A 13,501-nucleotide genomic window follows, 5' to 3' on the forward strand; every position below is an offset into this window, starting at 1 on the left:
CTTGATGTCGTCGAGATGCCCGAACTGCGGTGCGCTCAGGGGACGATCTTGGAGATCGGCATCTCGACGATGTCCGTCGCACCCCGTTCGAGCAGTTCCGGGATGAGCACGTTGATCTCGTGTTTCGGCGCCACAGTTTCGACGGCGTAGGCCTCGCCGCCCCACAGCTCGTTCACCGTCGGCGCCTTCATCGACGGCAGTACGTCCACCACCGCATCGAGGTGCTCGCGGGCCACATTTAGCTTCACCAGCACCTTGCCGCGAGCGTCGAGCACCCCGTCGAGGAGCGTCTTGATCTGGGTCATCGCTCGGCGCTTTGCCGGGTCGTCGTAGGCAGCGCGGTTGGTGAAGATCTCGGTGTAACTCGTGAGGATCTCGTCGATGATCCGAAGACCGGCTGCTCGCAGGGCCCTTCCCGTCTCGGTGAGGTCGACGACGGCGTCCACGATCTCGGGTGCCTTGGCCTCGGTTGCGCCGTAGCTCAGCCGCACATCGGCATCGACGCCGCGCTCGGCGAAGTGGCGACGGGTGAGCTCGGGATACTCGCTCGACACCCGTACCCCGTCAGGCAGGTCGGCGAGCGCCTGGTAGCTGCTGGCTTCGGGCACTGCCACCACGATGTGCACCGGTCGCGAAGTGGCCTTCGAGTAGCGCAACTCGCCCAGGGAGATGACGTCGCTGCTGGTCTCCTCGATCCAATCGCGTCCGGCGATGCCCAGATCGAACAGACCATCGGCAACGTAGGACGGGATTTCCTGGGGCCGCAGGATCCGCACGTCGTCGATGCGCGGGTCGTCAATCGTGGCGCGGTAGTCCACCGCTGAGCCCCTGCGAACTGGCAGGTCGGCATCAGCAAAAAGCTGCAGGGTCGCCTCTTCGAGCGAGCCCTTTGGGAGCACGAGCTTGAGCACGGGCGGTAACGGTACCCGCGGCACTGCTGCGAGCTGTGCTGGTTATTGCCGTGGTAGTTCTTGACGTGCCGTGCGGGCTGTCGCCGTGTGCCGACTCGACGGCTCAGGCTTCGGATTGGCGCTTGTGGATTTCCACGTATGCAAGGCGGATCTGCTGCAAGGCGCCCCGCAGCGTCTCACCGGCGGGCAGCTGGTCGGCCAGATGGTCCACGAGCAGTCCCAGCGCATCAATGGGCAGGCGCGCCTCGGCCAGGTCGGGCGGATCCCGCTGCAGGTGGAGTGCCGCCAGCTCGAACAGACCCATCATGTGGTTCTGCACGATTTCGGCCGCTGGCACCGACACCAGCTGTTCCTGGGCCTCGCGCAGCCCCTCCTGCATCTCGGCCAGCTCTTCGGGATCGAAGGGCTCGCCGGTACGGGGATCGATCGGCAAACCCGTCTCGGGGTCTATGTCAAATGCGCCGCCGTCGTCATCAGCGGAGTACGCACCGCCGTCGTCATCAGCCTTGCTGGGCGGAGCCTGCGACGGCTCGCCGGTGCCCTCGCGAGGTACGCGATGCTCACCCTCCGGTGTCCACAACGTGCTCATCGGCGACCTCTCCAGCTCGTATCACTGCGCTGGCCTGCAGCGACCTCGCCTCGGCGCTGTGTCGGACTGCGCCGGTGTCTCCGCACCGCCGTTGTGCCGCCCATAGCCAGCGCTGTTACCCTACGGCCCCTACAACTGAAACAAGCGGGGTCCTGACCCCCACCGAACCGCCGGAAGGCGCGTTCCGGTACCGGGTTCGCAACGGATGCCGCGTGGACGAGGAGCGTCCTTTGGACAAGCGAGTACGGCCATAGCACGCGCAAGTGACGGTGACGCCCGGATCAACGAGGACATCAGGGTCCGCGAGGTCCGTCTGGTTGCACCTGACGGCGAGCAGATCGGCATCAAGTCGGTGCCTGAGGCTCTGCAGATCGCACGCAACTTGGACTTGGACCTCGTTGAGGTGGCTCCGAACGCCGCCCCTCCGGTTTGCCGGATCATGGATTACGGCAAGTACAAGTACGAGGCGGCACAGCGGGCGAAGGAGTCGCGGCGCAAGACGTCGCACGCGGGGCTGAAGGAGATGAAGTACCGGCCCAAGATCGGGTCGGGCGACTTCGGCACCAAGACAGCCAAGGTCTGCAAGTTCCTCGAAGACGGCCACAAGGTCAAGGTCACCGTCATGTTCAGAGGGCGCGAGGTGTTCCATCCCGAACTGGGCGGTCAGATCTTGGAACGTGTCGCTGAGGCAGTCGTCGACGTCGGGAAGGTCGACCAGCTCCCCCGGCTGGACGGGCGCAACATGACCATGTTGTTGAGCCCAGACCGCATCTCGCGCCAGCGCCGCAAGGCCGCAGACCCGCCCAGCGACTGACGCACCGCCGGCCCGCGCTGCAGCCGTCGGACACAGTTCAACAGACTCACGCACCTAGAACGCGTGAGCCAGACCGAGTGAGCCAAGAGAGCAAGGCACTGAAACCATGCCCAAGATGAAGACCCACAGCGGCGCCAAGAAGCGCTTCAAGACCACGGGCTCCGGCAAGCTCGTTCGCCGCAAGCGGAACCGCAATCACCTGCTCGAGAAGAAGTCGTCGGCGCGTAAGCGGCGCTTAGCACTCGAGGGCGAGGTGTCCAGCGCCGATCGCAAGCGAGTCAACCGGATGCTGGGCCGCTGAACCCCGTTTCCGCAGACCCGATCCCAGAGAAGCGAGAGGATCAACATGGCACGAGTCAAGCGATCCGTGGCTAGTCGCACCCGTCGCAAGGCGACGCTCCAGAAGGCGAAGGGCTACTACGGCAACAAGAGCAGGTCATTCAGGGCCGCCAACGAGCAGGTCATGCATAGCGGGCAGTACGCGTTCCGCGACCGCAGGGCCCGTAAGGGCGAATTCCGCCGCCTGTGGATCCAGCGCATCAACGCTGCTGCACGCCAGAACGGCACCACCTACAGCAGGCTCATACACGGGCTGGACGTGGCGGGCATCGTTGTCGACCGCAAGAACCTGGCAGACCTCGCCGTCAGCGATCCCGCAGCGTTCGCTGCGATCGCCGAGCGTGCCGAGGCTGCCCTCACCGACACAGCCGCCTGAGCGCACTCCAGCCGTCACCGCCGTCGGGGGCCGCATTGTCGCGGCTGTCGCGATTGGTGCGCGACCGGCGTCAGCGCGACGCAACCGGACTTGCCGTCGTCGAGGGACCCAGAGCCGTCGACGGGGCACTGGCCAGCGGCGCCACCCTCGAAGCGGTTTTTGCCCGTCCCGAGCTGGTCGACCGCTACGCGCCATCCGGTGCGCCCGACGATCACCCTGATGCAGCGCGACTGGGAATTGGGTTCCGGGGACGAATCGGTGCGATCCACCCCGTTCCCGCCGACGTGCTCGACCCGCTCGCCGATGCCATGAACCCCCAAGGGGTCCTCGCGATCGCACGCTTCGCGGACTCGCCGCTCAGCGCGGCAGTGACGGCGGCGCGGGTCGTGGTGCTCGAAGCAGTGCGCGACCCCGGAAACGCCGGGGCTGTGGTCCGCAGCGCCGTGGCCGCGGGAATCGGTGCGGTCATCGCTACTGAGGGCACGACCGATCTGTGGAGCCCCAAGGCGCTGCGAGGTGCCGCAGGGCTGACGTTCGGAACGATGGTCAACCGCGGCCACCCCACCGCTGAAGTGCTCGACGTCCTCGGAGATGCCGGACACCTGCGAGTACGCGCCGCACCCGATGGCGAGGTGCGGTTGGACGAGCTGCCACTCAATGATCACATGGCACTCGTGGTGGGCAACGAGGCGCACGGACCGTCCGCCGACGCTGTGGCTGGCACCGACATCGCCGTTGCGATTCCCATGCAGCACCCGGTGGACTCGCTCAACGTAGCCGTGGCCGCCGCCGTGCTGATGTACGCCATGCGGCCAGAAGCCGGGAACCTGCCGACGAATTGAGTTCGCGAATGCACCGCGGACTCGTACCCTGCCTGCCGTGAACGGCCCGGCGACCGAAGCAGGACTCGACACGCTGCTGGCGGATATCGACGCTGCGCGCACGGAGGGCCTCGCCGCGGTGGCAGCGGCATCTTCTGGCGACGAGTTGGCGCAGGCGGAATCTGGCTTGTTCGGGCGCAAGTCGACGCTCGGCCAGATCAAGCAAGGATTGGGCTCGCTGGCTCCAGAGCTGCGGGCCGCAGCTGGCCGCGCACTCAATGAGGCCCAGCAGGCGTTGCGCACCGCTCACGCGGAGGCCGTCGACGAACTCGCTGCTGCAGCACGCCGTGAGCAGCTGCAACGAGAGTGGCTGGACCTCACCGAGACGCCGCCGGGGCCAGGGCGGGGGCACTTGCACTTGGTCACCCAGACCACCGAGCGCCTCGAGGACGTGTTCGTCGGCATGGGCTTCACCGTGTCCGAGGGCCCCCAGGCCGAGACCGATTGGTACAACTTCGAGGCGTTGAACCTGCCAGCTGCGCACCCGGCCCGCTCGATGTGGGACACGCTGTACTTGGACTTGGGCGAGCGAACCGAACTTGGTGACGGCGAAGGCGGCGAGGCGTCCAACGTGCTGCTGCGCACCCACACCTCGCCTGTGCAGATCCGGGTCATGGAGGTTCAGCCGCCGCCGATCTACACGATCTGCCCGGGTCGCGTGTTCCGTCGCGATACGGCGGACGCCAGTCACATGCCTGTGTTCCACCAGATCGAGGGCCTGGTGGTGGACCGGGGAATTTCGTTCACAGACCTAGCGGGCACGCTGGAGGAGTTCACCTCGGCCTACTTCGGCAAGTCGATCTCGTCGCGACTGCGCCCCTCGTACTTCCCGTTCACCGAGCCGTCTGCGGAGTTCGACATCACCTGCGTGCTCTGCGAGGGCTCGGGCTGCCAGACCTGCCAGCGAACCGGCTGGATCGAGCTGGGCGGCTGCGGCATGGTGCACCCCAACGTGCTCACCAACTGCGGCATCGACTTCGAGGAATGGACCGGGTTCGCATTCGGCTTCGGCATCGACCGGCTGGCGCTGATGCGCCACGGCATCGACGATCTGCGAGACATGTACACCAACGACATCCGGTTCCTCAGCCAGTTCTGATGCAGGGAGTCGCGGGGATGAGTGTTCGAGCACCCAGGGGAGGCATGCCGCGATGAAGGTGCTGCTGAGCTGGCTGCGCGAATTCGCACCCATCGAGGGCGATTCCGCCGAACTGGCCGATCACCTGAGCGATCTCGGCATGGCTGTCGAGGAAATGCGCATCCTGCCGTCGCTCGACGGTGTGGTGGTGGCGCGAGTGGCGGGGTTGCGACCGCATCCGGAGGCCGATCGCATCCAGTTGGTTGACGTGGAGCTGCCCGGCACCAGCGGTGAGGGCACCGACGGTGCGTTGCAGGTGTGCTGCGGCGCATTCAACATGTCGGTCGGCGATCTGGTGCCGCTCGCGACGGTCGGCACGACCATGCCGGGTGGCCTCGAAATCGGCAAGCGGCGCTTGCGCGGCGAGGTGTCCGAGGGCATGTGCTGCTCGGCTGCTGAACTCGGGCTGGGCACCGATGCTGAGGGCATCATGATCCTGCCCGACGGGTTGGAGCTCGGCGCTCCGCTGATGGACCAGATCGGTCTGGGCGGCGACGTGCTCTACGACCTCGAGGTCAACCCGAACCGTCCCGACGCGATGTCGGTGGCCGGCGTGGCACGCGACTTGGCCGCACGTCTCGGTATCCCGTTCGAGATACCGGAGCCGGTCGTTGCCGAGACCGACGAGGACATCTCGAACGTGGCATCGGTCAAGATTGTGGACGGGGACCTGTGCGGCCGCTTCGGCGTACGCGCCATTCGCGACGTAGCCGTCGGCGTGTCGCCGCTGTGGATGCAATTGCGCCTCGCCCTGTGCGGGATGCGGCCCATCAACTCGGTCGTGGATGTCTCCAACTACGTGATGCTCGAGCTGGGCATGCCGAACCACACCTACGACCTTGCGCTTGTCCCCGGTGGCCACCTGGGCACGCGGCGCAGCCCAGGCGACGAAACCGTCGTCACGCTCGACGATCAAGAGCGCACCATGCAGCGGGGTGACGGCGTCATCATCGACCGCGACAACCAGCCCATTGGCATCTCGGGAGTCATGGGCGGCGCAAGCAGCGAGATCAGCGAGGCCACCACGGCGGTCTTGCTCGAATTGGCTTGGTGGGATCGCTTGTCGATCACCCGCACCTCCCAGCGGCTTGGCCTGCGCTCGGAAGCTTCAATGCGCTTCGAGCGAGGAACTGACTGGGACTTGGTGCCAACAGCACTGGATCGCTTCTGCGAACTCCTGAACCGGATCACTCCGGGCGGGGTGTCGGTCTGCCGCGGTCGTCTCGACGGGCGTGGCGAGCTGCCCGATGCGACACCCGTGGATGTCCGCCCAGCCCGCATGAGCCACCTGCTGGGACAGCCTTTCAGCGAGAGCCAGCTGCGCTCGTTGCTTGACCCGATCGGTTTGCACTGCGATAGCGCCGCCGACGGCTCGCTGGAGGTGACGATTCCCAGCTTCCGTCCCGACGTGGCCACCGAAACCGATGTGGCTGAGGAGGTCGCTCGTCACTACGGCTACGGGCGGCTCGGCCGAACGGTGCCGCGCTCACCCGAGCCGGGCAGGCTGACGCCGACACAGCGGTTGCGCCGCGACCTGCGTCGCGTGCTCATCGGGGCCGGCTTGTCCGAAGCAATGCCCAACCCGTTCCTCGCGCCCGACGCCCTTCGTCGAGCGGGCATTGACGGCGCCGAGCCGGTCCGCCTGCTGAACCCGCTCGCCACCGAGGAATCGGTATTGCGCCCGTCGTTGCTGCCTGGCCTGCTCACCGCGGCCGCATACAACACGTCCCACCGCAACGAGACTGTGTCGCTGTTCGAGATGGGCGTGGTGTTCGGCCAGCCGCCAGTCGCATCGTCTCCAGCTACCCCGTCGAATGGCGCGCTTCCGACCGAAACTGAACAGCTCGGCGCCATTTGGGCCGGCGGCGAGGCGACAGATGCAGTACGGCTGTGGGACCTCATCGCTGTCGCGTTTGGGCTCGATGCCTCGCTGGTGAACACCAGCGACCTCGACGGCATGCATCCGGTACGGGCAGCACAAATCATGCTCGAAGGACACGCCATTGGCCACGTGGGTGAGGTCGACCCGGTCGTATGCGAGCGTCACGGTCTCGCCCAGCGCTGCGCTTGGCTGCAGCTCGACATGGAGCCTCTGCTTGAAACAGCGGCCGCAACTGCGGATCGGCCCTACCAGATGGTCTCGACGTATCCCTCGAGCGACATCGACCTTGCGTTCGCAGTTCCCGACGATGTCCAGGCGTCGCAGGTGCGTGACACGCTGCGGTCCGTCGGCGGCAGCGAACTTCGCTCAGTCGAACTCTTCGACGTCTACCGAGGTGATCAGATGGCCCCGGGCACGCGATCACTGGCGTTCGGTCTGCGGCTGCAGGCCGACGACCGCACCCTCACCGACGAGCAGGTCGCCGAGATCCGCCAGCGATGCATCGACATCGTCGAAGCCACCCACGGCGCTGTTCTGCGCTGAGCCGCCGGCGGGCGGCATCTGGCGTCAGTAGCCCAGATCCAGGTACACGGGGCCGAGCAACGGCTCGCCTGAGATCCGGAGCGCCACGTTGGCCTCGACACGATCCGCCAGCAAAGCCAACCCCATCTCAGGCGTGTTCCCGATGTGAGGCGTGATGAGGCAGTTCGGAATGCCCCACAGCGGGTGATCGTCGGGCAGCGGTTCGGGGTCGGTCACGTCCAGCGCAGCGCCGCCAATCTGCCCATCCTGCAGCGCTGACACCAGATCGTCGGTGACGATGTGGCCGCCGCGGGCCACGTTGATGACCCAAGCGTGATCGGGCAGGGCCGCCAGCTCCACCGCGCCGATGATGCCGGCAGTGTCGGGTGTGAGTGCGAGCGCCAGCACCAGCACATCGGTGCCCGGAAGGACGTCGGCGAGCGCATCGGGACCGACCACCTGCGCCGCACCGTGCATCGGTTCAGGACGATTACGCAGCACGGTCACCTCGCAGCCGAACGGCGCGAGCAGGCGCAGCAACGAGTCGGTGATGCCGCCTCCGCCCAGCACCGTCACCGAAGCACCCAGCAGGTTGCGCCCCTCGGGTGCGCTCCACGCTTCGGCGCGGGCGTATGTGGCCATTCCGCGCATTCCGGCCAGCGCCAGCATCAGCGCGTGCTCGGCGACGGGTTCTGCATATACGCCCTTGCCGCAGTACCACTCAATGGCTGGCCGGGCAGTCACGACGTCAACCACCGGCTCGATGCCGGCGTAGGGGAGCTGCACCCATTCGATGCCGGGATTGGCATCCACCATTTCCCCGATCAACTGGGCCTGGGTGGGTTCGGCCCACACGAGCGCTGATGCCCCATCCGGGGCGCTCACCGTGCCCCCGCCCCGCACGACAGCCTCAGCCAGCACTGGACGCCGCCAGCAGTCGGGCTCGACGGCGACGAGCACGCTCATCGTGTCGCCCTCCGTCCGCTTCTCATGCGACTCACGTCCAGATCCCTCAACGAATGTCGGCGGCCAGACCGCCGTCGGGAGCGATGATCTCGCCGGTCACGAAGCTGGCTTCGTCGCTGCACAGGTAGAGGCAGGCATTGGCGATGTCGGCGGGCTCGCCCAGGCGGCCTAACGGGGTCTCCCGCTCGCGTTCACGCACCCACTCGTCGCTGTCGGTCATGGAGGCCGTCATGGATGTACGGATGTACCCGGGTGCGACGGCGTTCACCCGGATGCCGTAGCGGCTGAGTTCAAGGGCTGCGCAGCGGGTCAGCATCCACACGCCGGCCTTGGACACGCAGTAGTCCGATCCGCCCTGCAGCGCCATCAAACCCGCCACCGAGGCGATGTTCACGATGGCACCGCCCCCGCTGTCACGCATGCGGCGCGCGACCGACTGGTTCGTGAGCATGACACCGGTCAGGTTCACATCGATTACTCGCTGCCACGATTCCAGTGACTTCTGGAGTAGCCACCGGTCGCCCCGTTCATAGAAGTCCTGGCCGACTTGCTCGGGGATCTCCCGGCTGACGTAGCCGGCGTGGGAGATGCCCGCAGCGGCCACGCAAGCGTCGAGCCGCCCGAAAGCAGCCACTGCGGCTTCGGCCATTGCCTCGTTCTGTTCCTGATCGGCAGTGTCGACCTGGGTCCAGGTCGCCTGACGTCCACGGTTGGTGAGCTCGGCCGCCACGGCTTCGGCCCGGTCCGGGTTGAGGTCGGCCACCACGACCGAAGCACCCTGCTCGGAGAAGCGCAGCGCGCACTCCCGGCCGATGCCGGATGCGCCGCCAGTGATCACAGCGACCTTGCCTTCCATGCGACCCACTGCTTCGCCTGACGCCGCTCCATGCGGCGCCGTGCCTTCGTTGTCTGCCATCGCTGGTGTCCTCTCGCCCTGCTCCGGTTGTGACCTTGTCGCTATGTGTTGCTGGGCGCGCCGCTCAGCGGCCGGCGGCCATGACGCCGCCGTCAGGGAAGATGATCTCGCCGGTCACGAAGCTGGCATCGTCGCTGCACAGGTACAGGCAGGCGTTGGCGATGTCGTCAGGTACGCCGAGCCGCCCCAGCGGCGTCTCGCGTTCACGTGCGGCCACCCACCGCTCATTGCCCAGCACGGCACCGCTCATCGATGTCTGGATGTAGCCGGGACCCACGGCGTTGACGCGGATGCCATAGCGACTGAGTTCCAGCGCCGCGCAGCGCGTCAGCATCCATACGCCGGCCTTGGAGACGCAGTAATCCGAGCTGCCCTTGAGCACATTGGTGCCGGCAATGGACGAGATGTTGACGATCGCGCCGCCGCCGTTGTCCTTCATCTTGCGGGCCACGGCCTGATTGGTGAGCATGACACCGGTCAGGTTGACATCTAGCACTCGCTGCCACGATTCGAGCGACTTGTCGATGAAGAACATGTCGCCCCGGTCGAAGCGGTCCTGCCCCGCCTGCTCGTCGATCTCGCGGCTGACGTAGCCGGAATGAGAGATTCCCGCGGCAGCCACGCACGCGTCGATGCGCCCGAAGGCCTCGACGACGGCGTCTGCCATCTCGTCGTTCTGTTCTTGCTGCGAGGTGTCCACCTGGACCGCGATGGCGTCCTGACCCAACGAGTTGACCTCGTCGACGACGTTCGCAGCGCGTTCGAGGTTCAAGTCAGCGACCACGATGGACGCGCCCTCGGCAGCAAAGCGCAGCCCGCATGCTCGCCCGATCCCCGACGCTCCGCCGGTGATGACGGCCACCTTGCCCGCCATGCGGCCCTCTGTGCTGCTTGACGCCGCTTCATGTGGCGCTGTGCTGCTTGACGCCGCTTCATGTGGCGCTGGGCTGCTTGACGCCGCTTCATGTGGCGCTGGGCTGTCTGATGCCATGGTCCCTCCCGCTCTCGCGCTGATTGCGACGGTCTCGCCGCGGCATGGCTTCGAGGCTCCACCCGCGATGCCTCCAAGATCATGCCCCACCGGCGCGTAGCGGGTCGGCTGAACGTAGCCGTTCAGTCGGCGTTGCTCACCCGGGACTTCAGACCCTCGCGTCGTCCCCGGATGAGCCGCCAGGTGACCCGTTCGTGACGGGGCGAGATGCCCATGGCTTGGCGGATGATGCGTTCGTCGACGGCGTCGGGGGCTGGCGAGAAGCCGATCTCGGTGGCCATCCGGACCCCATTGCGGGCGAAGAACGACGAGGCGATGCGCTCGAATTGAGCCAGCACCTCCATCTCGGATTCCAGCTCGCCCGCCACCGAGCACAGGTAGGCGAAGTTCTTGATGAACAGCATCAGCTCTTTGGGGATGCGTGCGCCGTTGGCCAGCAGGCCCGAGATCAGCGCACGGAATTCGGAGGTGAACTCGTCCTCTGTGAGTTCGAGCGGGTCGAATCCCGGCCGATCAAGGCGCAGGTCGGCGATGACTCGTTCGGGACTGCTGCCAGGTCCGAAGGCTCCCAAGTCGATCATCCCGGAAATCTGCGACTCCAGGTCGCCGGTGAGCAGGCCAACCACGTAGCGCAGAAATGCCACCCGTTTGGGCCCTTCGAGCCGGCCGGTAATACCGAAGTCGACCAACCCGATGGCGGGTGGCTCGCCGGGTGGCGTCCCCTCGGTGTCGATGAACACGTTCCCGGCGTGGAAGTCGCCGTGGAAAACGCCCGTCATGCAGGCGCCGTGGAGCAGGGCGTCGTTCATCTGGCGGAAGATGGCTGCAGCTTCGCCGTCGGCGAGGTCTTCGGGCCGCAACTCGCTGAGCGGGCGTCCGGCGACCGGGCTCATCACGATTACCCGCTCGGTGACAGCATCGAGGAACGGTTCGGGCACCTCCCAGCGTCCGGTGGTGGTGGCGCGCAGCGCACGGTCGACCTCGAAGAGGTTTGCTACCTCGACCCGGAAGTCGAGTTCCTCGGAGATGGTCTCGGCGAACAGTTCCACGAGCGCCGGCGGATTGGCCAGCGCGGTGATCGGGATGCGGTCCACCAGCTTCGGCGCGATCCACGCCAGCACCGCCAGGTCTCGTTCGACACGCCGGCGGATACCGGGCCGCTGCACTTTGACCATGACCCGCTTGCCATCGGGAAGCCGGCCCTCGTGCACCTGGGCGATGGAGGCCGCTGCGGTCGCCTCGGTGTCGAAGTGAGAGAAACGCTCGTCGATCGGGCCCAATTCGGCCTCGATGACCTCGCGGATCGCGGCCCACGGCTCGGCCGGCACTTGGTCACGGCACAGCCGGCACTCGGCCACGAGCGCATCGGGGAAGACACCCTCGCCGGCGGCGATGAGTTGAGCCAGCTTGATGTAGGCAGGGCCGAGCTTGGTTGCCGCCAGCCGCAGGCGTCGGTAGATCTGCTCTCGCCGCTCCTCGGGATCAAGTCGCCGGTCGAGCAATCGACCGGCGTAGCTGGCCCAGCCGATACGAGCTGCAGTAACCACCAGCCGAAACACGGGCGGGAAGCGCGGCCGTGCGATCAGCTCGGGGACGCTGTCGTGGATTGCGCGGCGCAGCGGTGCCACAGTGGTCAGGTAGCGATCGCGCTCGGCCGAGGTTCCGAGATCGGCGTTCGTGCTGGCCGGCGGCAGTGTTCTCGCCGGTATCCGTGTCGCCAATGGCGCGGTGTTGAGTCGCAGGCGCATGCGGGACGGTCCCCAGATCCCCAGCGAGAGCGGCTTCCACTCGACCGGTTCGTCCAACTCAAAGCTCTCGACGTGCTCGACGAAGACCCGCAGTGCTTCCTGCAGCTCTGCCCGGGCCAGGAATGCCCCGAGGCAGTGGTGCGCACCGCTGCCGAAGGCCAGGTGCGGATGTTCGTGGGGGACAACCGGATTGAACTCGTAGGGATCGAAGCTGTGCTCGTCGGGGGGAGACTCTTGCGAGGCTGGGCGATCGGCGTCCGGCGATGTTCCAGCGTGGGCCGGGCAACCGCCCGAAAGGCTGGCCGCGTGCAGGCCGATCATGACGATGGTGCCGGCTGGGAACAGCAGACCGTTGACGATCAAGTCGGTGGTGGCGATGCGCATCGCCGTGCGCACTGCCCCGATGTAGCGCAGCGATTCCTCGACGTATGCCGGTATCCGGTCGGGATCGGCCCGCAGCGCCGCATATTGCTCCGGCCTGTCGGCGAGCACCGCCAAGGTGGCCCCGAGCTGGTTGCGTGTGGTGTCGGTCCCGGCGATCAGCAGTGCCTCGACCATGCCGATGAGCTCGTCTTCGCTCAGCCGGTCACCCTCATCAGACACAGTGATGAGCTCCGACAGCAGATCGTCGGCTGGTTCGAGGCGTCGGCGCTCGATCAGGTCGACCACGTACGCGCCCAACTCGGCCTGTGCTGCGGCGATGTCGCCGAGCCTGCGGACCACGGCCTCGGCGTCACCGTCGAAGAGTCCGAAGATGGTCTCGGCCCACCGGCCGAACTGACCCCAGTCGTCGTCGGTCACGCCGAGCAGGCGGCAGATGACCGGCACCGGATACGGGTCGCACAGGCCCGAGACGACTTCTCCGCCGCCTGCAGACACCAACGGATCGATCAGTCTCGCTGCGTGGGATGCCATGAACGGTCGCAGCCGGTCCGCCGCCGCGGGCGTGAAGGCACGGCCGAAGAGCCTCCTCAGGCGGCGGTGATCATCACCTTCGAGTGACAGCACGTTCGGTCGGGCCCTCATCGCCTCGTCGCCAGCGCTGACGGGTGCGTCCCGGCGGGCACGCGCCATGAAGGCGTTGAAGTTCACCGGTGTGCGCCCGGCGCCATCGAGCGCTGCCTCGTCGAGCATCGCGACGCCGGCCAGCATCGAGATCCATGCCGGGTCGCGCAGGATCGCGCGCGCCTCGTCGTATCCGTGGACGAACAGTCCGAATGGCGTGCGGACTACCCAGTCGCCGGTGCGGCTCAGCTCGCGGCTCATCGCAACCAAGTCGGCAAATTCCCCGATAGCGAAGTCCGCGAACGGCACCGCCCCCTCGTCATCGATGGACCGGGTCGGCGCGTCAGGTTTCTCGAGCGCGGTTGCGCTGCTGTTCACGCCCCTATCTCATCACGCATGCCACCCGGTTCCACCGCGCGTCGC

12 protein-coding genes are annotated in these 13,501 nt (G+C 66.8%); 6 read left to right on the plus strand and 6 right to left on the minus strand.

The genetic code is table 11. The annotated features are described in order from the left end of the window. Nucleotides 1-35 precede the first annotated feature (35 nt). Both hisG and ACPXYO_RS13290 read right to left on the minus strand, forming a co-directional pair. Nucleotides 36-911: an ATP phosphoribosyltransferase gene (gene hisG / locus ACPXYO_RS13285; RefSeq protein ID WP_423921310.1), complete on the minus strand. Its 876-nt coding sequence runs from the start codon at nucleotides 909-911 to the stop codon at nucleotides 36-38. Between the two features lie 103 nt (nucleotides 912-1,014). Further along, the gene (locus tag ACPXYO_RS13290) at nucleotides 1,015-1,500 is read right to left on the minus strand and encodes a hypothetical protein (protein ID WP_420624268.1); all 486 of its coding nucleotides are present in this window, start codon (nucleotides 1,498-1,500) and stop codon (nucleotides 1,015-1,017) included. Between the two features lie 205 nt (nucleotides 1,501-1,705). Here ACPXYO_RS13290 and infC point away from each other — a divergent pair, with 205 nt between their 5' ends. The 6 genes from infC to pheT all read left to right on the plus strand — a co-directional run bounded on the left by infC (nucleotide 1,706) and on the right by pheT (nucleotide 7,473). After that, on the plus strand, nucleotides 1,706-2,314 hold the full coding sequence (infC, locus tag ACPXYO_RS13295; RefSeq protein ID WP_423921314.1) for a translation initiation factor IF-3: 609 nt from the start codon (nucleotides 1,706-1,708) through the stop codon (nucleotides 2,312-2,314). A 106-nt stretch (nucleotides 2,315-2,420) separates the two neighbouring features. Next, a complete protein-coding gene (gene rpmI / locus ACPXYO_RS13300; protein ID WP_419553718.1) occupies nucleotides 2,421-2,615 on the plus strand; it encodes a 50S ribosomal protein L35 in 195 nt (64 codons plus the stop codon). Between the two features lie 45 nt (nucleotides 2,616-2,660). After that, nucleotides 2,661-3,029 (plus strand): 50S ribosomal protein L20, encoded by a 369-nt coding sequence (gene rplT, locus ACPXYO_RS13305; RefSeq protein ID WP_420624265.1) that lies wholly within the window; start codon nucleotides 2,661-2,663, stop codon nucleotides 3,027-3,029. A gap of 35 nt (nucleotides 3,030-3,064) precedes the next feature. After that, nucleotides 3,065-3,871, plus strand: a complete 807-nt coding sequence (locus ACPXYO_RS13310; protein WP_423921318.1) for a TrmH family RNA methyltransferase — start codon at nucleotides 3,065-3,067, stop codon at nucleotides 3,869-3,871. A 76-nt stretch (nucleotides 3,872-3,947) separates the two neighbouring features. Next, nucleotides 3,948-5,009: a phenylalanine--tRNA ligase subunit alpha gene (gene pheS, locus ACPXYO_RS13315; protein WP_423923860.1), complete on the plus strand. Its 1,062-nt coding sequence runs from the start codon at nucleotides 3,948-3,950 to the stop codon at nucleotides 5,007-5,009. Nucleotides 5,010-5,061: 52 nt separating this feature from the next. After that, nucleotides 5,062-7,473: a phenylalanine--tRNA ligase subunit beta gene (gene pheT, locus ACPXYO_RS13320; RefSeq protein WP_423921321.1), complete on the plus strand. Its 2,412-nt coding sequence runs from the start codon at nucleotides 5,062-5,064 to the stop codon at nucleotides 7,471-7,473. Between the two features lie 24 nt (nucleotides 7,474-7,497). On the opposite strand, the gene ACPXYO_RS13325 is transcribed toward pheT, so the two are convergent. The 4 genes from ACPXYO_RS13325 to ACPXYO_RS13340 all read right to left on the minus strand — a co-directional run bounded on the left by ACPXYO_RS13325 (nucleotide 7,498) and on the right by ACPXYO_RS13340 (nucleotide 13,456). Next, nucleotides 7,498-8,418, minus strand: a complete 921-nt coding sequence (locus ACPXYO_RS13325; protein ID WP_423921324.1) for a D-isomer specific 2-hydroxyacid dehydrogenase family protein — start codon at nucleotides 8,416-8,418, stop codon at nucleotides 7,498-7,500. A 46-nt stretch (nucleotides 8,419-8,464) separates the two neighbouring features. Continuing rightward, nucleotides 8,465-9,334, minus strand: coding sequence for an SDR family NAD(P)-dependent oxidoreductase (locus ACPXYO_RS13330; RefSeq protein WP_423921327.1), 870 nt, complete (start codon nucleotides 9,332-9,334; stop codon nucleotides 8,465-8,467). 64 nt (nucleotides 9,335-9,398) lie between these two features. Continuing rightward, nucleotides 9,399-10,208 carry an SDR family NAD(P)-dependent oxidoreductase gene (locus tag ACPXYO_RS13335; protein ID WP_423921330.1) on the minus strand — a complete coding sequence of 270 codons (810 nt, stop codon included), beginning with the start codon at nucleotides 10,206-10,208 and terminating at the stop codon, nucleotides 9,399-9,401. 239 nt (nucleotides 10,209-10,447) lie between these two features. Next, complete coding sequence (locus ACPXYO_RS13340; protein WP_423921333.1) at nucleotides 10,448-13,456, minus strand: cytochrome P450; 3,009 nt, start codon at nucleotides 13,454-13,456, stop codon at nucleotides 10,448-10,450. Nucleotides 13,457-13,501 lie beyond the last annotated feature (45 nt).

Origin of the sequence: Candidatus Poriferisodalis sp. (assembly GCF_965237655.1) — a bacterium.
GTDB lineage: Bacteria > Actinomycetota > Acidimicrobiia > Acidimicrobiales > Poriferisodalaceae > Poriferisodalis.